A 25,014-nucleotide genomic window follows, 5' to 3' on the forward strand; every position below is an offset into this window, starting at 1 on the left:
CCCGGGTCCGTCACCCACCAGTAGAACCCCGATCGGCGTCCCGCGCGCGCGGAATCCACGGACCGGTCACGCCTCAGTCCCCGCTCACTCGACGAGTGGCGTGATCGTGGCCTTGAGCTGGGCGGCCGCACCTCCCGTCGTCACGAGGCTGACGGTGCGACCCCCGCCGGGCTGGAGCACGAGGTCGGTCACCGAGACCCGGCCTCCGTCGGCGAAGACCTCCACCGAGTTCCGGTCGATGACGATGCGCAGCCGCTGCGCAGGTGTCGAGAGGGGCGCCGACTCGACGCTCGGGAAGCGATCGTGGAAGCCGACGACCCCGGCCTGTCGCCGGTCCACGACGAGGCGCGCCGCGCCGTTCGGGCCGTCCCGCCGCACGACGACGCGCAGCGGGTTGTCTCCGGCCGCGTCGCCGATGACGACCCCCGCCTCTGTCGCCGTGCCGGGGTCGACGTTGACGTCGATGACAGCGACGTCGGGGGACGCCATCGCTGACCCGCCGGAAAGGCTGCGCGCGGTCGACTGCGTCGGCTTTGCGGCCGCCTTCCACAGCGCCGGCACGGGCTGCTGCGCCAGGCGTATGCCGTCCGGCGACGTCACGAGCGACAGCTCCCTCGGCAGGGTCATCTGTCCGCGCCACGGTGAGGTCGGCACGGCGCCCGCGTAGTCCCAGTTGCTCATCCACCCGACGAGGATCCGCTTGCCTGCCGGAGCGTCGTTGAACGTGACGCCGGCGTAGTTGTCGCGCCCGAAGTCGACCCAGTGTGCGCGTTGCACCGCGCTGAGGGCCGGGGCGCCGGCGAGGGTGAACTGGTCGGCGAGCACGTGGCCCCAGCCGCCCCGGCCCGCGTCGACCACCTCGAGGCGAGCCGTGCGACCCTGGAGGTCCGCGAGGTCCCACGAGGTCCAGTCGAGCGACTCCGAGTCCTGGCCGGTCGCGCTGCGCACGACCTGCCCGTCGACGACGAGGTTGACCGCGGTCGCCTGGGCGACCCTGTCGGCGGGCCGGCTCGAGAAGACGAGGTGGTCGACCATGAGGTGGCCCCAGTCGCCGCCGGCGTTGTCGTCGACGATCTCGAGGTGGGCGTCTGCGCCGGCCAGGTCACGCACGTCCCAGGCGACCCAGTCCATCGCACCCGAGGCGGGCCCGGTCGCGGTGCGCACGACCTGTCCGTCGACGACGAGGTTGACCGCCGTCGGTGCGGACGACCCCCACGGGTGGTTGCCACCCGCGATCAGGAAGTTGACCCAGCCGTCCTCGATCCGGAAGGTCGGGGACAGGAAGCGTCCGGTCGCTGCGTCGCACCGGTCGGGCACGATGCACGTGTCGATGACGCGCAGCCCCTCCTGGTTCGGCAGCCCGGGCTCCGACGTGTGGGGGTGGGCCGCGAAGTCGCCGTCGGCGCTCCAGCCGGCCGGGAGGTCCCACGTGTGCCCCTCGAAGTCGGCGTAGGAGCGCACGCTGTCGTCGGAGGCCGTCACCTCGTCGAGCAGCACGTGACCCCAGCCGCCGGTGTTGTCGTCGACGACCTCGATGCTCGCCTGCCGTCCGACGAGGTCTGCGACGTCCCACGTCTGCCAAGCGAGGGTCTCGCTGTCGCGGCCGGTCGCGCTGCGCACCACCTGGCCGTCGACCTTGAGCACGACCGCGGTCGGGTTCGCCTCTCCCCACGGGTGGTTGCCGCCGCCGACGAGGAGGTTGAGCCACGACCGGCTGATCGTGAAGGGCGGCGATGCCACCGTCCCCGTCGTCGCGTCACCGTCGAGGAATGTGTTGGCCAGGCGCGCGCCGCGGAACTCGGTGACCGGCGCCTGCCCCGGCGCCGCGCCGGCGGTGGGCCCGCGGCCGGCGAGACCGCCGGACGCCGCCCAGTCGCCCCAGCCGGTGGACTCGAAGCCGGCGAGCACGGTGCCCACGGGGTCGACGCCCCGTGTCGAGGTGCCCGGCGCCCACGGGTGCCGGCCGCCGCCGACGAGGAAGTTGAGGTAGCGCTGGTCGACCGTGAAGGCGGGCGAGGTCAGCGTGCCCGTCGAGCCGTCACCCCCGAGGAAGCTGTTGACGAGCCCCGAGCCGAGCTGACCCGACACCACCTGCTGGCCGGGGAGCGTGCCGCCGGCAGGAGCGGTGCCGAACGCGGTCCCGGTCGTCTGCCACCCGGCATACCCCTGCTCGAAGTCCTGGAGGACGCGGCCGGACGGTGCGCTGTAGGCGCCCGGGTCGTCGGCCGTGAAGGTGGTGCCGTCGAAGTCGCCGACGAAGTACTGCGTGCCCGAGCCCCCGGCGATGGACCCGGGGTTGAGGCTGACGAGCATGACCCACTTCGTGCGGCTGGAGTCGCCGTCGACGGGCAGCGGGAAGAGGTCGGGGCACTCCCAGATGCCCGAGGTGGCACCGAGCGGCCCGAAGGTCGAGAGCTGTTGCCACTGCGTGAGATTCGTCGACCGGTAGATCGCGATGCGGTGCTCGGTGGGCAGGGCGACGACCATGCGCCACTCGTTGCCGTAGCGGAAGACCTTGGGGTCACGGAACTCTCGCGAGCCCCGGTCGAGCACCGGGTTGCCGGCGTACTTCGTCCACGTCAGTCCGTCGTCGAGCGAGAAGGCCAGTGACTGCGCCTGGATGCCGTCGCGGCCCGATGCCGCCGTGTAGGCGCTCGTGTAGATCGCGACCATGGGCGGGTTGGTCGCCGTGCCGAGCCCGGAGCTGTTGGTCTGGTCGACGACGACGCTGCCGCTGAAGACGCCCTCGGTGGCGTCGTAGGGGATCGCGACCGGCTGCTCGGTCCAGTGCACGAGGTCGGCGCTCGTCGCGTGACCCCACGACATGTTGCCCCACTGGTCGCCGAGCGGGTTGTACTGGAAGAAGAGGTGGTAGACGCCCTTGCTGAAGACGAGCCCGTTGGGGTCGTTCATCCAGTTCTGCGCCGGTGAGAAGTGGTATGCCGGCCGGTAGGGCTCGGCGGTCGCCGCGCCGGCCGCTGCCGGCGTCCACAACGCTGCGCCGATGAGCAGAGCGGCTGCGGCGAGCGCCGGGATGACAGGGTTCCGCGGGTCTTTCGGGGTAGCGGGCATGGCACGACGTCCTTGTCGCTCGGGAGTGTTCGGTCGCGAGGGGTGGTGGTGCGGTGTCGCGGGGGACGCGGCCGGGCGGAGCCGGCGGCGCTGGAGTCAGGGGTCGAGCGGTGTGGCGTCGAGCGGTGTGGCGTCGGGCGGTGAGGGTGCGGCGGACCTCGGGTCAGCGGGCCTTGACGGCGAGGACGGAGCAAGGGGCCTCGAGGAGCACCTGCTGGGCGGTGCTGCCCGTGACGAGCTTGCCGACGGGCGACCGGCGTCGCACCCCGATGACGACGAGGTCGGCGCCCACCTCCTCGGCGGCGCTGAGGATCTCGTCGGCTGCGACCCGGCCCGACGTCGGCTGGCGCACGTCGTGCGCGACGTCGGCGTTGGCGAGCTGGAGGTCGATGGCGTCGATGTCTTCCGCCGTGGCGAAGGTGGGGTCGGCGTAGTTGCCGGCCCGACCGGTGTTGACGACGGTGAGGTGCGCGCTGCCCCGCTTGGCGAGCTCGATGGCGCTCTCGAGGGCCGCCAGACCCTCCGGTGTCGGGATGTAGCCGACGACGATCTGGGTGAACATGTCTCTCCTGGTGTCGGGTCGGGTGCGGAGTGCAGCCGTCGCACAGTCTTGCGGTCCGGGCGGTGCGACGTGCTGATCGGATGGAGCGGGTGGAGCGGGGCCGCCGCCTCGGTCGGCGACCCCGCGGTCCAGAGGGCGGCTCGAGGTCAGCCCTCGAGCTTCATCGCTCCTGTCATGATGCCCACCCCGTCGGTCATCGAGTGAGACTGCGGCGTGATGACGCCGGCCCGGCCGCCGAGGCGCTGGATGTGGATGCGGTCGGCGACCTCCCACACCTGCGGCATGTTGTGCGAGATGAGGATGACGCCGAGGCCCTTGGCCCGGAGCGACTTCACCATCTCGAGGACCTGGTTGCTCTCCTTGACGCCGAGGGCCGCCGTGGGCTCGTCGAGCACGACGACCTTGCCGCCGAAGGCCGCTGCCCGGCTCACGGCGACGGCCTGGCGCTGCCCACCGGAGAGCGTCTCGACCGCCTGACCCATGTTCTGGATCGTCTGGATGCCGAGCTCCTGCACCGCCTTGCCCGCACGCTCGCGCATGCCCTTCTTGTCGAGCATCCGCAGCACCGAGCCGAGGGGCCCGGCCCGGCGCTCCTCCCGGGCGAGGTAGAGGTTGCTCGCGATGTCGAGCGCCGGGATGACGGCGAGCTGCTGGTAGACCGTCTCGATGCCGGCGTCGCGGGCGTCCTGGGGTCGCTGGAAGTGGACCCGCTTCCCGTCGAGCTCGAGGGTGCCGGCGTCGGGCACGAGCGCCCCGGTGAGGCACTTGATGAGCGTCGACTTGCCGGCGCCGTTGTCGCCGATGATGGCGAGCACCTCACCCCGGTAGAGGTCGAGGTCGACGCCGTCGAGCCCGACGACCCGGCCGAAGGTCTTGATCAGGCCCCTGGCGGAGAGGATCTGCTGCTGCGTGCCGCCTGCCGCTCCCGTGGAGTCCGGTGCCACTGCGGTCATGACTTCACCTTCCTGATCCACTGGTCGATCGCGACGGCCACGATGACGAGGACGCCGACCGCCAGCAGGCGGTACTGCTGGTCGACCCGCGCGAGGCTGAGGCCGACGTAGAAGGCCTGGACGATGAGCGCACCGATGAGCGTGCCGATGAGCCGGCCGCGGCCACCGAAGAGGCTCGTGCCACCGATGACGACCGCCGTGATGCTCTGGAGGTTCGCGTCGGTGATCGCGTTGGGGCTCGCCGCGCCCGCACGACCGATGAGCACCCAGGCCCCGATGCCGTAGACGAGACCGGCCACGACGTAGACGCTGAGCAGGACGCGCTTGCTCGCGATGCCCGCGAGGCGAGCGGCCTCGGGGTCGTCGCCCACGGCATACACGTGCTGTCCCCAGGCCGTCTGGCTGAGGGCGAAGCCGACGATCGCGTAGAGCACGAGCACGATGACGACGCCGACCGTGAGCCGGAACGGGCCGACCGGGAAGCTCGTTCCCGTCCAGTTGAGCAGGTCGGGCAGCTCGTTGTTCTGGAAGCTCTTGCTGCCGGAGTAGAGCAGCGCGATCGCCGTGAAGATGCTCAGCGTGCCGAGCGTGACGATGAACGGCGGGAGGTTGACCCGCGTCACGAGCAGGCCGTTGAGGGCCCCCGCCCCGACGCCGAGCGCGATGCCGATGAGCAGGGCGAGCGGAGCCGGCACACCGTTCTCGACCGCGAGCTTGGCCATCACCATCATCGAGAGGATGACGATGGCGCCGACGGAGAGGTCGATGCCGGCGGTGAGGATGATGAGCGTCTGCCCGATCGCGAGGCACGCGATGACGGCCGTCTGCTGGATGAGCAGCGAGAGGGCGGACGGGTTGGAGAACCGCGGGTTGACGATGGTGAAGACCACCATCGTCAGCACGAGGATGACGAGTGGGCTGATCCACGGGTAGCCGTGGAGCAGGTGCTGCACGCGCTGCAGGGGGCTGTGTCGACGACGCGCCAGCTCCGCCGCAGCGGCCGAGGTGCCAGCAGTCATCTCATCAGCCCCAGCAGATCTTGGAGGCCGCGTCGCTCGTGATGCTCTCGACGCCGTCGACCGGCTTGTCGGTCACGAGGGCGACACCGGTGTTGAAGAAGTCGAGGCCCTCGGAGGTCGTCGGCTTCTCGCCGCCGCGCGCGATCTTCGCGATGGCCTCCATGCCGAGCGTCGCCATCTTGAGCGGGTACTGCTGGGCGGTGGCGCCGATGATGCCGTCCTTGACCGACTTGACGCCGGCGCAGCCACCGTCGACCGACACGATGATCGCGTTCTTCTCCTTGCCGGCTGCCTTGAGGGCGTTGTAGGCGCCGACGGCCGCCGGCTCGTTGATCGTGTAGACGACGTTGATGTCGGGGGTGTTGGTCAGGCAGTTCTCCATCGCGGTGCGCCCGCCGTCCTCGGAGCCCTGCGTGGGCTCGTTGCACGCGATCGCGTAGTCGCCGCCGGCGTACGTACCGGTCTTGTCCTCGTCGCCGTTCTTCTGCTTGTCCTTGGTGTCGATGCCCATGCCGGTGAGGAAGCCCTGGTCGCGGTTGTAGTCGACGGAGACAACCTTGTCGTTGAAGAGGTCGAGCAGCGCGATCGTCGCCTTCTTGCCGGCGAGGGTCTTGTTCGCCCACTGGCCGATGAGCTCGCCGGCCTTGAAGTTGTCGGTCGCGAAGGTGATGTCGACGGTGTCGGCGGGGTCGGGCGGGGTGTCGAGGGCGATGACGAAGAGGCCGGCGTCGCGGGCCTTCTTGATCGAGGCGTTGACGCCCGGGCCGTTGGGGGTGATGAGGATGCCCTTGTCGCCCGCGGCGATGGCGTTCTCGATGGCCTGGACCTGGCCCTGCTCGTCACCGTCCTTGGCGCCCGAGGCGATCGTGAGGTCGACGTTGTTCTTCGCGGCCTCCGCCTGCGCGCCCTTCTGCATGGCGACGAAGAAGGGGTTGGTCGAGTCCTTCGTGATGAGGGCGATGCCGACGGTGTCGCCGCCCGCCGCCGCGCCACCGGTGCCTCCGCCGGATCCGGTGTCCGAGCTGCTCCCGCACGCGGCGGCTCCGAGGACGAGGGTGCCTGCGGCCACGGCGACGAGCGCGCGACGGGCCGTCGTGCGCGGTGCGGAAAGGTTGGAGCTGGGCTGCATGGACGTGACCTCTCTGTCTGGCGTCGTCGACTGACAACGTTGTCAGGTCTGGTTATAGAGGGCCACTTGCCTTGACGTCAAGACATGGGTTACACCTCGTGTCGTGAAAGAGACAACGGTGTCCCCGTCGGAGCAGGGGGAGGTGCCCGGCACAGCCGGGTCGTCCGGACCCCCCGCGCCGCCCGGGGCCGTCGGGTCTCCCGGCTCCGTCGGGCCTGCCGGCCCCATCGGCTCCACCGGCTCTGGGCGACCCGTCGCGCGCGCCACGATGAAGGACGTCGCGGCCCTGTCGGGCGTCAGCCTCAAGACCGTCTCGCGCGTCGTCAACCGCGAGGCGGGGGTCTCTCCGGAGGTGCGCGAGCGTGTCGAGCGCGCCGTCGTCAGGCTCGACTACAGCCACAACGTCCATGCGAGCAACCTGCGGCGCTCCAGCGGGCGCACCGGAACCGTCGGCGCCCTGCTCCAGGACATCAGCAACAGCTTCTCCGCGAGCCTGCTGCGCTCGCTCGAGGACGTCGCCCGTGACCATCGCACCGCCGTCCTCGCCGCGAGCCTCGACGAGGAGCCGGAGCGCGAGATCGCCCTGGTGCGGGGCCTCGTCGCGAGGCGCGTCGACGGGCTCGTGCTCATGCCCGCGACCGCCCGGCAGGAGTACCTCCTGCCGGAGCTGCGAGCCGGGCTGCCGACGGTCTTCGTCGACCGCCTGCCCCACGGCGTCGACGCCGACTCGGTGACCGTCGACAACCTCGCCGGCTCACGGCACGCGGTCCGGCACCTCGTCTCGCACGGTCACCGCCGCATCGTCGCCCTCGGCGACCTCCGGACGATCCAGACCGCCGAGCTGCGCCTGCAGGGCTACCGCGAGGCGATGCAGGCCGCCGGCCTCGGCGGCGAGATCCTCGAGCGCGCCGACCTGCGCACGTCGGAGGCGGCGGAGCAGGCCGTGAGCCGGCTCTTCCGCACCGGCACCGGTCCGCGCCCGACCGCGATCTTCGCCGGGCGCAACGACCTCGCCGTCGGGGCCGTGCGCGCGCTCCGCGCCCTCGGCCTCGTCCACCGCGTCGCCGTGGTCGGCTTCGACGACTTCCCCCTCGCCGACCTGCTCGACCCCGGTCTGACCGTGATGCGTCAGAACGTCGGGCAGATCGGCGCAGAGGTCGGCCGGCTGCTCTTCGCCCGCATCGCCGGCGACACCGCACCGCCGCGCCGGGTCATCATCGAGCCGACACTCATCCCCCGCGGGTCCGGCGAGATCCCGCCGCACGAGTAGCCACCGAAAGTCCCCGGGTACGCCGTCCGGTCCTGTGACGGCAGCCGTTCAGACCCACAGACTGCTCAGTCCGATGCGGGCGCCGCGCGGGCCGGGCGGCATACCTGAGGTTTGTGGGTCTGACGCGCAAGTGGACGTTCTGCCGCGGGGTCTCGTGCTCATCGGACCGGCTACCGGAACACCGAGTAGTGGTCCGGCAGCGCGCGCTCGTAGCCGGCCAGCACCTCGCGCGCGACGGTGACGGAGTCGACGAGCGGGTGCAGGGCAATCGCCTGCACCGCAAGGGATCTCGACCCCGCGTCGACTGCGCGGATGACGAGCTCGTCGACCGCCTTGACCTGTTGCGCGAGGCCGAGCGCCGACCCGGTGAGCGGGCTCACCGGCAGGGGTGTCGGCCCCGACGCATCCACACGGCACGGCACCTCGACGACGGCGTCGGCGGGCAGCCCGGGGATCGCACCGCCGCCGCGCACGTTGAGGATGAGGTGGGCCGGCTCGTCGCGCGCGATCGCCGCCATGAGCGCGAGCGCGACGCCCTCGTAGCCGCCGCCCTCGACATCGGCCTGCGACCGCTCGGCGGAGCCGTCCTCGGTCGACTCGCGGGTCTCCTGCATGTAGGTCGCGTTGCGCTCGCGGCGCACCGCATCCCACCGCTCGAAGGCGCCTGCCGGCGAATCCGACACTGCTGCATAGAAATCCGTCTGCTGGGTGAGGAGGAACTCGCCGCGCGTGCGCTCCCCGGCAGTGATCTGGGCGATGGCGTCCCGCGTGAAGTAGTAGTAGTAGAGGTACTCGTTGGGCAGCACCCCGAGCGACTGGAGCCAGTCGGTGCCGAAGAGGTGCCCCTCCTCGATCGAGGCGAGCGCCGTGGTGTCGGCGATGAGGTCGGGCAGCAGGTCGCGACCGTCGTCACGCAGTCCCGACAGCCAGCCGAGGTGGTTGAGCCCGGCGTAGTCGATCTCGAGGTCCGCGAGGTCGCGACCGAGCGCGCCGGCAGCACGGCGAGCCAGACCCAGCGGTGAGTCGCAGATGCCGACGACGTGGTCACCGAGCACCGACTGCATCGCCTGCGTGACGAGCCCGGCCGGGTTGGTGAAGTTGATGACCCAGGCGTCCGGCGCGAGCTCCTGAACCCGGCGGGCGATGTGCAGCGCGGCCGGCACGCTGCGCAGCCCATAGCCGACCCCGCCGGCACCGGTCGTCTCCTGCCCGAGCAGCCCGAGCCCGAGCGGGAGCCGCTCGTCGACGGTGCGGCCCACGAGCCCGCCCACCCGGATCGCCGAGAAGACGAAGTCGGCGCCATCGAGCGCCCGGTCGAGGTCGGTCGTGACGCTCACCGCTGGAGCGTCCGGGTGCCCCGCGCCGGCCGCGTCGAGCACGTGCGCCATGACGGCGAGCCGGCCGGCGTCGGTGTCGTGGAGCACGACCTCGGTGACCCGCCGCGTCGACCGGTCACCGAGCAGCGCTCCGTGGACGAGCGGCACGCGGAAACCGCCGCCGCCGAGCACGACCAACCTCATGGCGCGACCACCCTCGTGACGGTAGCAAGGGGCGGCACCCCGCCGGGCGGCATACGGGCTCGGCGTTGTGCGGCATATGTGCTCGATGTGGCGACGCATACAGGCGGGCGCCCGATAATCCGGACGTCGGGAGGTCGCGGGTGCGCGATCATGGGGGCGTGCCGCACCACAGCTTCGACCCGCTCGCGGGCCGGCGGACCGCCGCCGACCCGGAGGTCGACGTGTTCGTGTGGGGCACGGTCTTCCTCGACATGATCTTCGCGGGCTTGCCCCACGCGCCCCAGCCCGGCACGGAGGTGTGGGCCGACGGGCTGGCCTCGTGCCCCGGTGGCATCGCGAACCTCGCCGTCGCGACCCGACGCCTCGGCCTGCGCACGTCGCTCGCGGCGGCCTTCAGCGACGACGACTACGGCGACTTCTGCTGGCGCACCCTCGAGGAGCAGGAGCACATCGACCTCGGGCGCAGCCGGCGCTTCTCCGACTGGCACAGCCCGGTGACTGTCTCGATGTCGGTCGACCACGACCGCAGCATGGTCTCGCACGGGCACCCGGCGCCGGTGTCGGCGAGCGAGCTCATCGGCACCCCGCCGCGCTCGCGGGCCGTCATGGTCGACCTCGCGGAAGACGAGGCCTTCGGGGGCTCGTCGCCGACATGGGTCGACGTCGCCCGCTCCCAGGGCGCGCTCGTCTTCGCCGACGTCGGGTGGGATCCGCACCAGCAGTGGCCGATTCACGTGCTCGAGCGCCTCGCGCGGGTCGACGTCTTCATGCCCAACGCGGTCGAGGCGATGGCCTACACCGGCACGACGTCGCCGCTCGAGGCCGTCTATGCACTCGCCGACCGCGTGCCCGTCGCCATCGTCACCGACGGCGCCAACGGGGCCCTCGGCATCGACGCGCGCACCGGCGAGGAGGCGCGCGTGCCGTCGTTGCGCGTGCACGAGGTCGACCCGACCGGCGCGGGCGACGTCTTCGGGGCGGCCCTGCTCGTCGGCACCCTCGCCGAGTGGCCGCTCGAGCAGCGGATGACCTTCGCGAGCCTGTGCGCCGGGCTCGCCCTGCAGCAGTACGGCGGCTCGCTCGCGGCCCCGGGCTGGGGCGACCTCTCCGACTGGTGGACGGCGCTCGTCGCCGACACGAGCAGCGACGCCTACCACCGCTCCCTGCGGCGCCGCTTCGCGTTCCTCGACGACATCGTGCCGCGCGTGCCCGTCAGCGCCTGCCGGCGCGCGAGCGCGACGATCGCCCGCCGGGCCGACGTGCCGGCTCTCGACTGAGCGCTCGCCCGAGGCGGCGGGCCACGACGACGGCCCCGGGGCGGTATGCCGTCCGGGGCGGTATGCCGTCCGGGGCAGTATGCCGTCCACGGGAACTAGGGTGGTGGCCGCGCAACGCACCCCCTCCCGGATGAGAGACATGACCTCAGAGCACCAGCCCCCGACCCTGCCCGCCGCTGTCGACCGGGCGCCCGGATCGCCGACGATGCAGGAGGCGATCCTGCGCCTCCAAGAGTTCTGGGCCAGCCGCGGCGCCCTCGTCATGCAGCCGTTCAACACCGAGGTGGGCGCCGGCACGGCGAACCCCGCCACCTCGCTGCGCGTCCTCGGCCCGGAGCCGTGGCAGGTCGCCTACGTCGAGCCGAGCGTGCGCCCCGACGATGCCCGCTATGGCGAGAACCCCAACCGCCTCCAGACGCACACGCAGTACCAGGTCATCCTCAAGCCGGCGCCGGACAACCCGCAGGAGATCTACCTCGAGAGCCTCGAGGCCCTCGGCATCGACACCCGCGCCCATGACATCCGCTTCATCGAGGACAACTGGGCCTCACCGGCGCTCGGCGCCTGGGGCCTCGGCTGGGAGGTCTGGCTCGACGGCCTCGAGATCACCCAGTTCACCTACTTCCAGCAGGCCGGCGGCCTCGTCCTCGACCCGATCGCGGTCGAGATCACCTACGGCCTCGAGCGCATCCTCATGGCGCTCGAGGACGTCCGGCACTTCTCGCAGATCCAGTACAACGACACCGTGACCTATGGCGAGGTCTTCGCCCAGGCCGAGTACGAGATGAGCCGCTACTACCTCGACGACGCCGACGTCGAGCTCAACCACCGCCTCTTCCAGCTGTACGCCGACGAGGCGCAGCGGATGCTCGACCGCAAGCTGCCGGTGCCGGCCTACAGCTACGTCCTCAAGTGCAGCCACACCTTCAACGTCCTCGACGCACGCGGGGCGATCAGCACGACCGAGCGAGCCCGTTCCTTCGGCCTCATGCGCCGCCTCACCCGCGCGGTGTCCGAGCTGTGGGTCGCCCGCCGCGAGGAGCTCGGCTTCCCCCTCGGCCAGTGGACCCCGCCGACACCTGCGAGCGCCGGACCGCTCCCCGAGGTCAGCGGGGCCCAGCCCCTCCTCATCGAGATCGGCGTCGAGGAGCTGCCGCACGTCGACGTGCGCCGCGCGACCGAGTCGGTGCGCGCGGCGGTCGAGGAGCGGCTCGCGGCCACCACGCTCGACCACGGTGCCGTCGCGGTCAGGGCAACCCCGCGTCGCATCGTCGTCACGGTCGAGGACGTGGCGCAGGCGGAGGCCGACTCGACCCTCACGGTCCGCGGTCCGCGCGCCTCCGCGGCATACGGCGACGACGGCGAGCCCTCCAAGGCTCTTCTCGGCTTCCTGCGCGGCCAGGGCAAGACGCCCGAGGACGTCACCCGTGTCGATGTCGACGGGGTCGACTACGTCGCGGTCGAGCGCTTCGTGCCGGGGCGCACGTCGCCGTCGATCGTCGCGGGCCTCGCCGACGCCGCCGTCCGCTCGCTCCACGCGGAGCGCAACATGCGCTGGGGCGACCCGGAGCTGTCCTACTCGCGCCCGGTGCGCTGGCTGCTCGTGCTCCTCGGCACGACCCACATCCCGGTCGCGGTCTCCGCGCTCGTGTCGGGCACCTCGACGCGGGTGCTCCGCTCGGCCGACGAGCCCGTCGTCGAGGTGGGCGACGCCCGCGGCTTCGGCGCGCTCCTCGCCGAGGCCGGCATCGTCCTCGACCGCGACGAGCGTCGCCAGCGTGTCGTCACGTTGGCGACCGCGCTCGCTGCCTCGGTGGGCGGCACGGTCGACGTCGACGGCGAGAGCGACCTCGTCGACGAGATCACTGACATCGTCGAGGACCCGCGCCCGATCCTCGGGTCGTTCGAGCAGCGCTTCCTCGACCTGCCGCCGCAGATCCTGCGCACCGTCATGCGCAAGCACCAGCGCTACCTCCCGGTCGTCGGCGACGACGGGCGCATGCTGCCGCACTTCATCACCTTCGCCAACGGCCCCCACGACACCGACCTCGTGCGCGCCGGCAACGAGTCCGTCATCCGGGCGCGCTACGAGGACGCCGCGTTCTTCTGGCGCGCCGACCTCGAGGTCTCCCCGGAGGAGTTCCGCAGCCGCCTCGGCGCCCTCACCTTCGAGGAGCGGCTCGGCTCCTTCGACGACCGCGTCAACCGGATCGCCGACCTCGCCGCGACGTTCACCGCCGCCTACGGCCTCGACGACAAGGACGCCGAGACGGTGCGCCGCGCCGCCGCGCTCGGCAAGTTCGACCTCGCGTCGCAGATGGTCGTCGAGCTGTCGAGCCTCGCTGGCACGATGGCGCAGGAGTATGCCGTCCGGTCCGGCGAGAGCCCGGCGGTCGCCCAGGCGCTCGCCGAGATGGAGATGCCGCGGTCGTCGGCGTCGGCGGAGCCGGCCAGCGTGCCGGGTGCCGTCCTGTCGCTCGCCGACCGCTTCGACCTGCTGACGAGCATGTATGCCGTCGGGTCCGTCCCGACCGGCACCTCCGACCCGTTCGGGGTGCGTCGGACGGCTCTCGGCCTGGTCCGCGTGCTGCGCGCCTTCCCGATGCTGTCGGCGGTCTCGGTGCGCGACGGCGTGCGCGCCGCTGCCGAGCGGCTGGCCGAGCAGGGCATCGAGACGAGCGCAGCGGTGCAGGAGCAGGCCATCGAGTTCGTGCGACAGCGCTACGAGCAGCAGCTGAGCGAGTCCGGACACCCCCACTCCGTCGTGCGCGCGGTCCTGCTGGCGGCGGACCGCCCGGCGCGTGCCGACGAGCTCGTCGCGGTGCTCACCGACGCGCTGGACGACGAGCAGGCCCGGTCGATCGTCGCGGCGCTGCAGCGCAGCATGCGGATCCTGCCGGCCGGGTTCAGCGCGGGGACGGGTGGCTCGCTGCCCGGGCTGCCCGACACCGCCGAGCCCGCCGAGCGAGAGCTCGAGGCCGTCGTCGCGGCGATCGAGAGCGCGATGGCCGGCCACGAGGGAGACCTCGCGCGGCTCTTCTCGGTCGGTGGTGCGCTGCCGGCCGCTGCCGAGCGCTTCTTCGACGAGATCCGGGTCATGCACGACGACCCCGCGATCCGGGCGTCGCGGCTCGGGCTGCTCGCCCGCGTCGCCGCGCTCGGCGGTAGCGAGGTCGACTGGCTCGCCCTCTGACGAGGCGCCGGGGCAGGGCCGGGCGCGCGGCCGGGCTCGGGTCGTGGCGCGGGGCGGCACCGGTCAGGATGGTGTCGTGACCGCGACACCCCCTGACCTGCCCGTCGACGTGCTGGCGCTGGCGGCGGTCGACCTGCGCGGGGCGCAGGTGCAGGACTGGAGCCAGGAGCGCGACGCCTTCTCCTGGACGCTGCTCGCCGGCGATGCCGACCGCGGGCACGAGCTCGTCGCCATCACCTACGTCGGAGCGGTCGTGCTGCACGTCAACCGGCGAGAGCTCGATGCCGCGGTTCGTGACGCGGCCGAGGTGGCGCAGTCGCAGGTGGTGCCCGCCGCGCAGGGAGGTTACGAGCACCACGTGACGTTGCGGGCGGCATACCGCCTCGTCGTGCGCTTCTGGAGCGTCGACCTGCGACGGATGCCCGCCCCCGACCACCTCCGCCGCCACCCCTGAAGACGAAGCCACCCAGCCCAATCGAAAGAGCACTTCGTCAGGTGCTTCACATTTCACACACCAGACGGATTGCTCTTTCGATCGGGAATTCGCACTCCGCACCCAATCGAAAGAGCACTCCGTCGGGTGCTCAACAACTCAAGCACCTGACGGACTGCTCTCTCGATCGGGGCGGTCAGTCGCCGGCGATGCCGGTGCGCTCGACGCCCTCGACGATCCAGCGCTGGAGGAAGAGGAACATCAGCAGCAGCGGCACGATCGCGACGAGCGCAGCCATGAAGAGCTGGCTGACCTGCACCGACTGGGCCGTGAGGAACGTCGACACGGCGATCTGCACCGTCCACGACTCCTGGTCGCGGCCGATGACGAGAGGCCAGAGGAAGGCGTTCCATGAGCCGATGAAGGTGATCGTGCCGATGGCGGCGACGAAGCCCATCGAGTTCGGCACGACGATGCGCCAGAACGTGCCCCAGTAGCCGAGGCCGTCGATGAAGGCTGCCTCCTCGATCTCCTTGGGGAAGCCGAGGAAGAACTGCCGGAAGAGGAACGTCGCGAGCGCCTGGAAGAGGCCGGGGATGATGAGCCCTCGCAACGTCGAGATCCACCCGAGGGTCGACACGAGCACGAAGCTCGGCACGAACGTCACGGCCGCGGGGATCAGCAGCGTCGCCGTGATCGCGTAGAAGACGACGTTGGACCAGCGGTAGGGGATGCGCGCGAGGCCGTAGCCCGCGAGGCCCGAGACGACGAGCACCGCGATGGTCTGCGTCACCGCGATGACCCCGGAGTTGAGCAGGCTGCGCGCCATCGGGATGGCCGGGTTGTCGAAGAGGCCGGTGAGGTTGGCGGTCTCCCACACCGGCGGCAGCCAGTGGAAGTCGGGGGAGCTGAGGTCCTGCTCGCGCATGAAGGCGCTGCGCACAAGCAGGTAGAACGGGACGAGGAAGAGCAAGGCCGCCACGAGCAGCGCTGTGTAACGGACGAGTCCGGTCAGCCGTGACTGCCGCCGGCTGCGCACGATCGCCATCAGTCGCCCCTGTCCCCGAGCCGCAGGAGGCGGCTTTGGCCCACCGCGACGATCGCGATGATGAGGGTGAGGATGACGGCGCCGGCCGAGCCGTGCCCGAAGTCCTGACCCGAGCCGAGCGCCGTGTAGTAGAGGTAGACGAGCGGCGGGCGCGCATACGGCGGATACGTGCCGAAGGTCGACAGGATGTTGTAGAACTCGTCGAACGCCTGGAAGGCGTTGATGAGCAGGAGCAGCAGCACCGCCGTCGACGTCGCTCGCAGCTGCGGAAGGGTGATGTGCCGCAACACCTTCCACCCCTCGGCGCCGTCGATCGCAGCGGCTTCATAGAGCGTCGGACTGATCCGTTGGATGCCGGCGAGGAAGAGGATCATGTAGAAGCCGATCTGCAGCCAGAGGCGGGCCGTCACGATGACGAGCCAGTACCACGGCGGCTGCGCGAGGCTGAGCCACGGCACGGAGTCGATGCCGAACCACCCGAGCACGGCGTTGGCCAGGCCCGACCGGATGCCGCTGAAGATCGACATCTTCCAGATGAGCGAGGCGACGACGTACGAGCACGCGACCGGCAGGAAGAAGACGGACCGGAAGAACGCCTGCATGACCGTCGTCCGCGCGACGAGCAGCGCGACCCCGAGCGAGGCGACGAAGGTGACCGGCACGATGAACGCGGCGAAGACGAGGAACGTCACGAGGCTGCTGCGGAACGCCGGGTCGCGCAGCATGTCGACGTAGTTCCCGAGGCCCACGAAGGTCGTCGGGGTGACGGTGTTGTAGGAGTCGAAGAACGACAGGTAGATCGACCAGGCGATCGGCACGTAGACGAAGACGACGAGCCCGATGACGAACGGGCCGACGAAGACCCAGAACCACACGTTGCGGTCCTGCCGCCCCCGGAGACGTCGACCCAGCGACGGGCGTGGCTGGGTCTGCGTTGACGCGGCGGTGCCGGTGCCAGCCTCCCGCGCACCACCCCCGCGGTATGCCGTCGGGCCGGCTGCCGCGCTCAGCCGAGGACCCGCTTCAGCTCGGGCTCGGCCACGGCCTTGACCTTGGCGATCTCGGCCATCGGGTCGGCGCCCTCCTTGACGATGCGGCTCATCGCGTCGCCGAACGCGGTGGCGCACTTGGGAGTCCAGAGGATCGGGCTCTGGGCGTGACCGACCTCGGTCGCAAGCTTGGCGGCTTCGGCGGCCGGGCCGTCCGTGAGGGTCGTCGCCTGGCTGATGAGGCTCGTCCGCGACGGGATGTGGAAGCCGTACGCTGTCGCGAAGTCGAGCTGGTAGGCGGTCTGGTCGACCCAGAGCCACTTGACGAACGTCTTCGCGGCCTCGACGTCCCTGCTCTTGGCGCTGACGCACGAGCCGTAGGCGCCGACCGGCACCGACTGCTTGCCGCTGCTGTCGTAGGCCGGCCACGCCATGACGCCGAAGTCGTCGCCGAGCCCCTTCTTGATGTCGGGGAAGGTCCAGAGGCCGGTGAACTGCATGGCCGTGAGCCCCGAGGTCAGGGCCGAGGCGTCGAACCAGTCCTTCGGCGCACCGAGCAGCACGGCCTTTGCGTCCCACAGCTCGCGCAGCTTGCCGAGCGCCGCTCCGGCCTTGGGGTCGTCGAAGCCGAACTGGTTGTCGGCGGTGAGGTAGTCGAAGCCGGCCGACCACAGCATCGGGCCGCCCATCAGGCCGGCGCCGCCGTCGTTGCCGAGGAAGAGGCCCTTGACGTTGCCCTGGGTCAGCTTCTTGGCCGCGGCGATGAGCTCGTCGATCGTCTGGGGCGGCGTGACGCCGACCTTGTCGAGCATCGATGTGCGGTAGACGAGCAGCTGCATGTCGACGACCTGCGGGACGGCATACACCTTGTCGTCGTAGGTCATCCTCGCGAGGATGCTCGGGTTGAAGTCGCTCTTGGCGTCGCCGAGCAGGTCGGTGAGGTCGACGACCTGGCCGCCCTTGATCATGTCGATGGTGGGGCCGTTGCCGTACTCGAAGACGTCGGGGCCGGCGTCGGTGAGCAGCGAGGCAGCGGTGGACTGGTCGTAGTCGCCGGGCTTCCAGCTCACCTTGACGGTCGCGTCCGTGTAGGCGGCGGCGTACTTCTCCACCGCCTGCTGCGTGCCGGCCTCGCCGTACTGGTGGTACCACTGGTTGATCGTGGCGCCGCTCCCGCCGCCGCTCGCGCCACCCGTGGCCGCCGGCTCGCGTCCGGTGTTGCTGCCGCACGCGGCGAGCACGCCGGTCGCGGCGGCTGCACCGCCGAGCGAGAGGAGCGACCGCCGGGTGAGCGGTGTTCTGAACACGTGGTGCGCCATGGTGACTCCCAGCTGGCTCGGCACCGACCCGGGTCGGTGGATCACAGAGGTCGCGATAGCGACATTCTCGGCATACCCGATGAAAGGGATCGTATGCCGTGGAAGGAGTCATCAGGAGGTTCCCGACGCCGAGCGCTTCGCCGCGGTCAGCGCCGTCAGCGCGGTCAGCGCGGTCAGCGCGGTCAGTGCGGTCAGCGCGGTCAGCAGAGCCGCTCGGCGAGCATGAGGAACCAGTGGCGGGAGAAGCAGCGGAGCTTCACGTGGTCGCCGTCGCGCCACTCCACCCACGTCGGCATGCCGCACTCGGGGCAGTAGAGCGCGCGGTGGTCCTCGTCGCGCAACGGCGCCGCGCGTGGCACCGGGGCGAGGTCGACAGCGCGGGGGCGTCCCTGATCCTGCGTGGCCATGGCGGTCCTCCGTCCTCGAGAGATGAAGGACAGAGACACGGGCCGGATCCGGTGATACCGGACGAGACCCGACTTCTCGGGTGCCAGGGAGCCCTCAGCCGAGGAAGGCGGTCTCGTCCCAGTCGCAGCCGCAGGAGCCGCGGAGCACGAGCCGGGTGGGCAGCACCTGCGGGTGTACGTCGAAGGTGCGGCCCGCGATGCGCTCGTGCAGGCGGATCGCCGCCCACCGGCCGAGCTCACGCATCGGCTGCTGCACGGTCGTCAGCCCGGGCGCGAGGTAGCGCGAGGTCATGATGTCGTCGAACCCGACGACCGCGATCTCACCCGGCACCGAGCGGCCCGCCCGGGCGAGCAGCACCATCGTGGCGAGCGCGAGCTCGTCGTTGGCGCAGACGAGCCCATCGATCGTCGTCCCGGCGGCCTCGACGGCCTCGATCGCGCCCAGCACGGCCCGGCCGTGGATCTCCTCGTAGCCGACCCGCACCGGAGGTGCGACCTGCGCGCCACGGCGGCGGGCAAGGGCGTGCTGGAAGCCGCGGTAGCGCTCGGAGATGTCGTGCGAGCCCTCCGGGTCGCCGACGAAGACGAGGGCGCGGCGCCCGTGGTCGAGCAGGTGGCGGGTGAGCTCCGCCGAGCTGATGAAGTTCTCGACCTGCACGGCGTCGCAGCCCTCGATCGCGTCGCGGGCCACGAGGACCGTCGGTGTCGAGCGGACGACCTGGCGCACCATCGCGTCGCTGATCGTGTCGTTGCCGATGACGATGCCGTCGATGCGCCCGAGGATCTTGCGCACCGCCGCGTCCTTGTCCTTGGACGCGTCGCACACGACGACCACCGTCGACTGCCCGTCGGCGGCCGCCGTCGACTCGAAGCCCGAGAGCAGCTCTGAGTAGTAGGGCCCGCGCAGGCCGGGCAGCACGAGGCCGAGCGTCTCGTGGGTGGGCCGGTCGACGGGCCGGCCGGCCCGCAGCGGCACGTACTCGAGCTCCTCCACCGCGCGCAGCACCCGCTGCCGGGTGCGCGCCGACGCCGGGGTCGAGCCGTTGAGCACGCGCGACACGGTGGCGATGGACACGCCGGCATGCTCGGCCACCGTGTAGATCGTGACCGGGCGCGCGTCGTCGTGCTCGAGGGACACCGGGGCTCCTTCTTCCGGGTCCACTGTGCACGGCACCGTGCCCGCCCACAAGGCGAACCGACGCGGGGTGGAGGGCAGCCTCCGTATGCCGTCAGAACGGGTTGGGGATCGCCTCCAGCAGGGTGCGGGTGTAGTCGTCCTGCGGGTCGCGGATCACGTCGAGGGTGGGTCCGTGCTCGACGACCTTGCCCCCGTTGAGGACGATGACCTCGTCGGAGAGCATGCGCGCGCTCAGCAGGTCGTGCGTGATGTAGAGGATGCCGACGTCGCTCTCCTTGACGAGGTCGCTCAGCAGCTCGAGTACCTCCGCGCGGATGGACACGTCGAGGCTCGAGATCGGCTCGTCGGCGACGATGATGTCGGGCTGCACGGCGAGCGCCTTGGCGATGATGACGCGCTGGCGCTGACCGCCGGACAGCTCGTAGCCGTAGCGGTTGACGAAGCGGTCGGCCGGTGTGAGGGCGACCCTCTCGAGCAGCTCGAGGACGCGCTCGCGCAGCTGCTCGCCTCGCAGCCCCTGGTAGTTGGCGAGGGGGCGCGAGAGCACGTAGCCGAGCCGCTTCGCGGGGTTGATCGAGCTGTAGGGGTCCTGGAACACCATCTGGACGTCGCTGCGGTAGTCGCGCAGAGCCCGCCCCTTGAACCCGGAGACGAGCTTGTCGCCCTGGGGGCCGTGGAAGACGATGCGCCCCTGCGACGGGCTCTCGACTCCGGTGATCATCTTGGCGAGCGTCGACTTGCCGCTGCCGCTCTGGCCCACGAGCGCGGTCACCTCGCCGCGTCGCAGCTCGAAGCTGACGTCGCTGACTGCCTCGGTGCGCGTCACGGTGAAGCCGCGCCGGCGCTCGAAGACCTTCGAGACGTGCTCGACCGAGAGGACGACCTCGTTGGTCAGGGCGCTGCGTGACTCGTCGCCGGTCTTGACGAACTGCGGGCCCACGAAGCCGCGCTTCGGCTCGCCGAACCGCTCCGCGCCGCCATCCCTCCGCTGGAGGGCGGCGACGTGACAGGCGGCCCGGCCGCCGTTCAGGGGCTCGAGCGGCGGCGTCTTCTCGAGGCAGAGGTCGATCCTCTCGGGGCACCGCGGGGCGAAGCTGCAGCCGACGATGTCGAGACTGAGGTCGGGCGGACGACCCGGCACGTAGGTGATCTTGACGGTCTCGGCGCGAGGGTCGCCGTAGGAGCCGAGCAGGCCCTTCGTGTAGGGGTGCAGCGGCTCGCGCAGCAGCGCGCCCGCGCTCTGGTCCTCGACGATGCGGCCGGCATACATGACGAGGATGCGGTCGGACAGGTCGAGGACGGTGCCGATGTCGTGGCTGATGAAGAGCACGGCGAAACCCTGCTCCGACTGGAGCCGCCGCACGTTCTCGAGGATCGAGTGCTGGACCACGACGTCGAGACCGGTCGTCGGCTCGTCGAGCAGGATGAACTTCGGGTCGAGCGCGAGGGCGAGCGCGAGGTTGACCCGCTGACGCATGCCGCCGGAGAGCTCGTGCGGGAAGGCCGTCATGAACTTCGGGTCGATGATGACCATGTCGAAGAGCTCGCGGACGCGTCGGGTCACGGCCTCGCCGCGCAGGCTGGAGTGGTGCTCGATGGCGTCGCGGAACTGGGCCTCGACGCGCACGACCGGGTTGAGGGAGTTCATGCTGCTCTGGAAGACCGTCGAGACGTCGCGCCAGCGCAGCGAGCGCAGGTCGTCCTCGTGCAGCGCGGTGATGTCGGTGCCGTCGAAGGTGATCGAGCCGCCGCTGATGCGCCCCGGCCGCTGGAGCAGACGAAGCAGGGCAGTCCCGAGCGTCGTCTTGCCCGAGCCGGACTCGCCGATGAGGCCGACGAACTCTCCGGGCTCGATGGCGAAGCTGACCTCCTGCACGGCGTCGAGCGGGCGCGAGGCCTTGGGCTCGTAGCGGACGCTGAGGTCGCGGACGTCGAGGAGTGTCATGCGTCCTCCCGGAGGTGGGGGTTGCTCAGGAGGTCGACCCCGAAGTTGATGAAGGTCATGGCGGTCATGAGGATCGCGAGGACGAGGCCGGGAACGAAGACCCACAGCCACAGGCCCTGCGCGATGGCCCCCTGGGCGTTGGACTGGTAGAGCATCGTGCCCCACGAGACGCTCTGGCTGTCGCCGAGGCCGAGGGCGGCGAGACCTGCCTCCGCGGCGATGGCGCCGGTCGCTGCGCCGACGAAGCTCGCCGCGACGAGCGAGGTCATGTTGGGCATGATCTCGCGGAAGACGATGCGCCAGGTCCCCTCACCGGAGAACTTGGCGGCCGTGACGAAGTCGCGGTTGCGCAGCGTGATGATCTGGGCCCGCTTGGCCCGCGCCGCGCCGGCCCACGAGGTGATCGAGATGACCCCGACGATGAGCCAGATGCCGCGCACCTCCGAGTAGGCGACGAGCGTGATGATGAGTGGCAGCGCCGGGATGACGAGGGCGACGTTCGTCACGAACGAGAGCAGATCGTCGAGGATCGTGCCCTCGGCGTAGCCCGAGATCATGCCGATGACGGTCGCGATCACCGTCGCGATGAGCCCGGCGAAGAGGCCGACGAGCAGCGAGATCCGCGCGCCGTAGATGAGCTGCGAGGCGATGTCCTGCCCGCTCGTCGTCGTGCCCAGCCAGTTCGTCGAGCTCGGCCCGGCCAGGGGGACGAAGGAGCTGTCGAGAGGGTCGTGCGGCGCGATGAGCGGGGCGAAGACGGCGACGACCACATAGACCGCCACGATCCCGATGCCCACCCGCGCCTTCTTGCTGCTCCAGACCACCTGCCACCACTGGTCGGGGCGGGTCGCGTCGCTCACCTGCTCGACGGCGAGGTCCTGCCGGGGCTCGCCCTCGGCCATGAAGTCCTCGCCCGGGGTGGGCAGCGGAGTCGTCTCGGTCGTCATCCTTCGGCCCTCCTGGCTCGGGGGTCGAGCACGCCGTAGAGCAGGTCTGCCGCGAGATTGGCGACGAGCACACCGGCCGTCGTCAGCAGCATGAGCGTCTGCAGCAGGGGATAGTCCTTGTTCTCGACGGCCTCACCCATGAGGCGGCCGAGGCCGGGATAGTCGAAGACCGTCTCGACGAGGATCGCGCCGCCGAGCACGCCGCCGAGGGCGAGCGCGAAGCCGGTGACACTCGGGAGCAGCGCGTTGCGGGCGGCATACTTCAGGGCGACGTGCCGGTCGGGGAGACCCTTGGCCTTGGCGAGGCGGATGTAGTCCTCACCGAGGTTCATGATCATCGTGTTGCGCATGCCGAGGATCCAGCCGATCGGCGTGACGATGAGCAGGGCGAGGGCCGGCAGGAACGAGTGCGAGACCGCCTCCTGGATGAACGGCCAGTTGAAGCCGGGCGTCGCCTCCTCGTAGCCGCCCGAGGTCGGGAACCAGCCGACGGTGTAGCCGAAGACGTAGAGCAGCAGCAGGCCGATCCAGAAGGGCTGCAGCGTGCCGAGGAAGGTGGAACCGAGGGTCACGACGGAGTCGAGGCGCGAGTTGCGGCGCCACGCGGCATACGCCCCGAGCACCACGCCGACGACGAACGACACGACCTGCGTGAAGACGACGAGCACGACCGTCCACCAGAAGGCCTGGCCGATCACCTCGGTCACCGAGTAGGGGTAGTACGTGTAGGACAGGCCGAAGTTGCCGTGGACCAGCTCGCCGAGGTAGGTGACGTACTGGTTCCACAGGGAGCCGTCGGGCGCGCCGAGCATCGCACGCATGGCCTTGACCTGGGCGGGGTCGAGAGCGGCGTCCTTGCCGGCCAGCCGCTTGACCATGATCTCTGCGGGGTCGCCGGGCTGCAGGCGCGGGATGAGGAAGTTGAGCGTCACGACCGCCCACAGCGTGGCGATGAAGAAGCCGAACTTCCTTGCGACATAAGTCATCTGGGCCTCCCTGACCCAGCCGGAGCGACTGCGGGAGCCGCTCCGGCGTATGGGCGGGTGGTCACTTCGGGGCAGTGAGGTGGGTCATCCACAGGAGCTTGTCGTCCTGCGGGTTGGCGTACGGGTCCTCCTCGCTCGGCCAGCCGACTGCCTTGTCCGTGCGGTAGAGGATGCGGGCGGGCGCGTAGATGAGCGAGGTGACGGGGTACTCCGTCATCATCGTCTCGACGAGGGGGGCCAGGTACTTCTTCTGTGCCTCTTTGTCGGTCTGGGCGGCGAGCTGGCTCACCGCGGCGTCGACGGCCGGGTCCTTGAAGCGCTGGACGTTGGGGAAGATGTCGGTCTTCGTCGGGATGCGCTTGCTCGACAGCTTGTCACCGAGGTTCTTCGCCAGCTCGCACCCGCCGTGCAGGTACTCGAGCAGCAGCTGGAAGTCGCCGGTCTTCTTCTGGCCGTCGATCGAGTCGGGGGCCGATGCGGTCACCTTGGCGTCGACCCCGGCGTCGTTGAGGCCCTTGACGACCACGTCGGCGATGGCCTGGTAGTCGATCCAGCCGGCCTGCACCGAGAAGTTGACCGCGAGCGGCGAGCCGTCGGGGTTGGTGCGCTTGCCGTCGGCGCCCTTCTTGTAGCCGGCAGCGTCGAGCAGCTGGTTGGCCTTGGCGACGTCGAAGGGCACGACGGTGTCCTTGCCCGCGTACTCCTCCGGAAGGAGGGACTCCATCGAGGGCAGCTTGAGGCCCGTCTGGCTCGCCGGCTTCATGACGCCGTAGGTCGCCTTGAGCGACATCTCCTCCTTGTTCATCGCGTAGGAGATGGCCTCACGGAACTTCGCGTCGCTGAACGGCGGCTTCTCGTCGTTGCCCGTGAGCACGGTCATGCCGTTCGGCGCGTAGTAGAAGTGGTTGTTCTTCGGGTCGGAGTCGACGAACGTCTTCTTCGGGTTGGGGATCTCGCCGAAGTAGGCGTCGAGCTGGCCGGAGCGCAGCTTGAGCGCGGCCTGCGCCGCGTCGTACTGCCCCTCGAGCACGAGCTTCTGCACCTTGATCTTGTCGGCCTGCCAGTAGTCGGCGCGCCGCTCGAGGACGAGCTGGCGGCCGTTGTAGCTCGCGACCTTGAAGGGGCCGGTCGAGACGGGCGCCTTGTCCACGTACTTCGTCGGGTCGCCGACCTTGGAGTAGACGTGCTCAGGAAGCATCTTCGTGCTGATGATGCCGTCGTACTTCGGGGCGGCGTTGCCCGAGAAGACGAAGACGACCTTGTTGCCCTCGGCCGTGACGGACGTGGCCGGCGCTCCGAAGGTGTCGTTCCAGACCCCCGCCTTGTCGAAGGCCGGGTACTGCTTCATGAGGTTGAAGGTGAAGGCGACGTCCTTCGCCGTGAACGGCGTGCCGTCGCTCCACTTCACGCCCTGGCGGATGTCGAGGGTCAGCTTCTCGCCCCCCTCCCACGTCGCCTTCTCGGCGAGCCACGGCGTCTCCTCGCAGGTGAGGCTGTTGCGCACGATGAGCGGCTCGTAGAGCCACGTGCCGGTCAGCGGCTTGGGCGAGTTGGGGTTGTAGTTGACGAGCCCGCCGACGGCCGCGTCGGCCTCGGAGGGGAACGTCAGCTGGGCGATCATGCCGTCCGCCGAGGCGGCGCCGTTCTTCTGCGCCGCGCTTCCGGCGCAGGCGCTCAGGCCGAGTGCCATGGCGACAGTGAGGACCAGAGTGGTGGATCGAGTGCGCATCGTTGCGACCTCCCATGGGGTGACTGGGGGCCAACGTAACCGCCGGAAGGGGCCTGTCAACGGCTTGGAAAGCATGTA

19 protein-coding genes are annotated in these 25,014 nt (G+C 70.5%); 4 read left to right on the forward strand and 15 right to left on the reverse strand.

Annotated features, from left to right (window positions below):
• Positions 1-84: 84 nt before the first annotated feature.
• The 5 genes from FBY41_RS07455 to FBY41_RS07475 form a co-directional block, all read right to left on the reverse strand.
• Positions 85-3,072, reverse strand: a complete 2,988-nt coding sequence (locus FBY41_RS07455; RefSeq protein WP_141842750.1) for a glycoside hydrolase family 32 protein — start codon at positions 3,070-3,072, stop codon at positions 85-87.
• Positions 3,073-3,235: 163 nt separating this feature from the next.
• Positions 3,236-3,634, reverse strand: coding sequence for a universal stress protein (locus FBY41_RS07460; RefSeq protein ID WP_141842752.1), 399 nt, complete (start codon positions 3,632-3,634; stop codon positions 3,236-3,238).
• A gap of 146 nt (positions 3,635-3,780) precedes the next feature.
• A complete protein-coding gene (locus FBY41_RS07465; protein WP_141842754.1) occupies positions 3,781-4,587 on the reverse strand; it encodes an ATP-binding cassette domain-containing protein in 807 nt (268 codons plus the stop codon).
• Complete coding sequence (locus tag FBY41_RS07470) at positions 4,584-5,606, reverse strand: ABC transporter permease (RefSeq protein WP_141823901.1); 1,023 nt, start codon at positions 5,604-5,606, stop codon at positions 4,584-4,586. The genes FBY41_RS07465 and FBY41_RS07470 overlap by 4 nt, the downstream gene beginning before the upstream one ends.
• Before the next feature lie 4 nt (positions 5,607-5,610).
• Complete coding sequence (locus tag FBY41_RS07475; RefSeq protein ID WP_141842756.1) at positions 5,611-6,735, reverse strand: substrate-binding domain-containing protein; 1,125 nt, start codon at positions 6,733-6,735, stop codon at positions 5,611-5,613.
• A gap of 103 nt (positions 6,736-6,838) precedes the next feature.
• Here FBY41_RS07475 and FBY41_RS07480 point away from each other — a divergent pair, with 103 nt between their 5' ends.
• Positions 6,839-8,005 carry a substrate-binding domain-containing protein gene (locus FBY41_RS07480; RefSeq protein ID WP_260439614.1) on the forward strand — a complete coding sequence of 389 codons (1,167 nt, stop codon included), beginning with the start codon at positions 6,839-6,841 and terminating at the stop codon, positions 8,003-8,005.
• Between the two features lie 170 nt (positions 8,006-8,175).
• On the opposite strand, the gene FBY41_RS07485 is transcribed toward FBY41_RS07480, so the two are convergent.
• Entirely contained in the window at positions 8,176-9,525 is a 1,350-nt protein-coding gene (locus FBY41_RS07485; RefSeq protein ID WP_141842758.1) for a 6-phospho-beta-glucosidase, read from the reverse strand.
• A gap of 158 nt (positions 9,526-9,683) precedes the next feature.
• Here FBY41_RS07485 and FBY41_RS07490 point away from each other — a divergent pair, with 158 nt between their 5' ends.
• From FBY41_RS07490 to FBY41_RS07500, 3 genes are all read left to right on the forward strand, one after another.
• Complete coding sequence (locus FBY41_RS07490; protein ID WP_141842761.1) at positions 9,684-10,802, forward strand: carbohydrate kinase family protein; 1,119 nt, start codon at positions 9,684-9,686, stop codon at positions 10,800-10,802.
• 139 nt (positions 10,803-10,941) lie between these two features.
• Positions 10,942-13,995: a glycine--tRNA ligase gene (locus FBY41_RS07495; protein WP_260439615.1), complete on the forward strand. Its 3,054-nt coding sequence runs from the start codon at positions 10,942-10,944 to the stop codon at positions 13,993-13,995.
• 76 nt (positions 13,996-14,071) lie between these two features.
• Positions 14,072-14,449 carry a hypothetical protein gene (locus FBY41_RS07500; RefSeq protein WP_141842784.1) on the forward strand — a complete coding sequence of 126 codons (378 nt, stop codon included), beginning with the start codon at positions 14,072-14,074 and terminating at the stop codon, positions 14,447-14,449.
• Positions 14,450-14,624: 175 nt separating this feature from the next.
• Here FBY41_RS07500 and FBY41_RS07505 read toward each other — a convergent pair whose 3' ends face one another.
• From FBY41_RS07505 to FBY41_RS07545, 9 genes are all read right to left on the reverse strand, one after another.
• Positions 14,625-15,476, reverse strand: coding sequence for a carbohydrate ABC transporter permease (locus FBY41_RS07505; protein ID WP_141842787.1), 852 nt, complete (start codon positions 15,474-15,476; stop codon positions 14,625-14,627).
• Positions 15,476-16,351, reverse strand: a complete 876-nt coding sequence (locus tag FBY41_RS07510; RefSeq protein WP_260439616.1) for a carbohydrate ABC transporter permease — start codon at positions 16,349-16,351, stop codon at positions 15,476-15,478. Before FBY41_RS07510 ends, FBY41_RS07505 begins: the two co-directional genes overlap by 1 nt.
• Before the next feature lie 131 nt (positions 16,352-16,482).
• Positions 16,483-17,784: an ABC transporter substrate-binding protein gene (locus FBY41_RS07515; RefSeq protein ID WP_185748933.1), complete on the reverse strand. Its 1,302-nt coding sequence runs from the start codon at positions 17,782-17,784 to the stop codon at positions 16,483-16,485.
• A 200-nt stretch (positions 17,785-17,984) separates the two neighbouring features.
• Complete coding sequence (locus FBY41_RS07520) at positions 17,985-18,191, reverse strand: hypothetical protein (RefSeq protein ID WP_141842789.1); 207 nt, start codon at positions 18,189-18,191, stop codon at positions 17,985-17,987.
• 94 nt (positions 18,192-18,285) lie between these two features.
• Positions 18,286-19,329: a LacI family DNA-binding transcriptional regulator gene (locus tag FBY41_RS07525; protein WP_141842791.1), complete on the reverse strand. Its 1,044-nt coding sequence runs from the start codon at positions 19,327-19,329 to the stop codon at positions 18,286-18,288.
• Between the two features lie 91 nt (positions 19,330-19,420).
• Entirely contained in the window at positions 19,421-21,274 is a 1,854-nt protein-coding gene (locus FBY41_RS07530; protein ID WP_141842793.1) for an ABC transporter ATP-binding protein, read from the reverse strand.
• On the reverse strand, positions 21,271-22,221 hold the full coding sequence (locus FBY41_RS07535) for an ABC transporter permease (protein ID WP_260439617.1): 951 nt from the start codon (positions 22,219-22,221) through the stop codon (positions 21,271-21,273). The genes FBY41_RS07530 and FBY41_RS07535 overlap by 4 nt, the downstream gene beginning before the upstream one ends.
• On the reverse strand, positions 22,218-23,207 hold the full coding sequence (locus tag FBY41_RS07540; protein WP_141842796.1) for an ABC transporter permease: 990 nt from the start codon (positions 23,205-23,207) through the stop codon (positions 22,218-22,220). The genes FBY41_RS07535 and FBY41_RS07540 overlap by 4 nt, the downstream gene beginning before the upstream one ends.
• Before the next feature lie 61 nt (positions 23,208-23,268).
• Positions 23,269-24,897, reverse strand: a complete 1,629-nt coding sequence (locus FBY41_RS07545; RefSeq protein ID WP_185748934.1) for an ABC transporter substrate-binding protein — start codon at positions 24,895-24,897, stop codon at positions 23,269-23,271.
• Positions 24,898-25,014: the final 117 nt, after the last annotated feature.

It is taken from the genome of Humibacillus xanthopallidus (assembly GCF_006716675.1).
Classification (GTDB): domain Bacteria; phylum Actinomycetota; class Actinomycetes; order Actinomycetales; family Dermatophilaceae; genus Humibacillus; species Humibacillus xanthopallidus_B.

What these genes read in the sequence shown, in the direction of transcription:
- FBY41_RS07545 (WP_185748934.1), bottom strand. Translation starts at nt 24,897, where the DNA reads ATGGCACTCGGCCTGAGCGCCTGCGCCGGAAGCGCGGCGCAGAAGAAC.
- FBY41_RS07475 (WP_141842756.1), bottom strand. Translation starts at nt 6,735, where the DNA reads ATGCAGCCCAGCTCCAACCTTTCCGCACCGCGCACGACGGCCCGTCGC.
- FBY41_RS07530 (WP_141842793.1), bottom strand. Translation starts at nt 21,274, where the DNA reads ATGACACTCCTCGACGTCCGCGACCTCAGCGTCCGCTACGAGCCCAAG.
- FBY41_RS07455 (WP_141842750.1), bottom strand. Translation starts at nt 3,072, where the DNA reads ATGCCCGCTACCCCGAAAGACCCGCGGAACCCTGTCATCCCGGCGCTC.
- FBY41_RS07515 (WP_185748933.1), bottom strand. Translation starts at nt 17,784, where the DNA reads ATGGCGCACCACGTGTTCAGAACACCGCTCACCCGGCGGTCGCTCCTC.
- FBY41_RS07520 (WP_141842789.1), bottom strand. Translation starts at nt 18,191, where the DNA reads ATGGCCACGCAGGATCAGGGACGCCCCCGCGCTGTCGACCTCGCCCCG.
- FBY41_RS07465 (WP_141842754.1), bottom strand. Translation starts at nt 4,587, where the DNA reads ATGACCGCAGTGGCACCGGACTCCACGGGAGCGGCAGGCGGCACGCAG.
- FBY41_RS07485 (WP_141842758.1), bottom strand. Translation starts at nt 9,525, where the DNA reads ATGAGGTTGGTCGTGCTCGGCGGCGGCGGTTTCCGCGTGCCGCTCGTC.
- FBY41_RS07540 (WP_141842796.1), bottom strand. Translation starts at nt 23,207, where the DNA reads ATGACTTATGTCGCAAGGAAGTTCGGCTTCTTCATCGCCACGCTGTGG.
- FBY41_RS07460 (WP_141842752.1), bottom strand. Translation starts at nt 3,634, where the DNA reads ATGTTCACCCAGATCGTCGTCGGCTACATCCCGACACCGGAGGGTCTG.
- FBY41_RS07505 (WP_141842787.1), bottom strand. Translation starts at nt 15,476, where the DNA reads ATGGCGATCGTGCGCAGCCGGCGGCAGTCACGGCTGACCGGACTCGTC.
- FBY41_RS07470 (WP_141823901.1), bottom strand. Translation starts at nt 5,606, where the DNA reads ATGACTGCTGGCACCTCGGCCGCTGCGGCGGAGCTGGCGCGTCGTCGA.
- FBY41_RS07535 (WP_260439617.1), bottom strand. Translation starts at nt 22,221, where the DNA reads ATGACGACCGAGACGACTCCGCTGCCCACCCCGGGCGAGGACTTCATG.
- FBY41_RS07495 (WP_260439615.1), top strand. Translation starts at nt 10,942, where the DNA reads ATGACCTCAGAGCACCAGCCCCCGACCCTGCCCGCCGCTGTCGACCGG.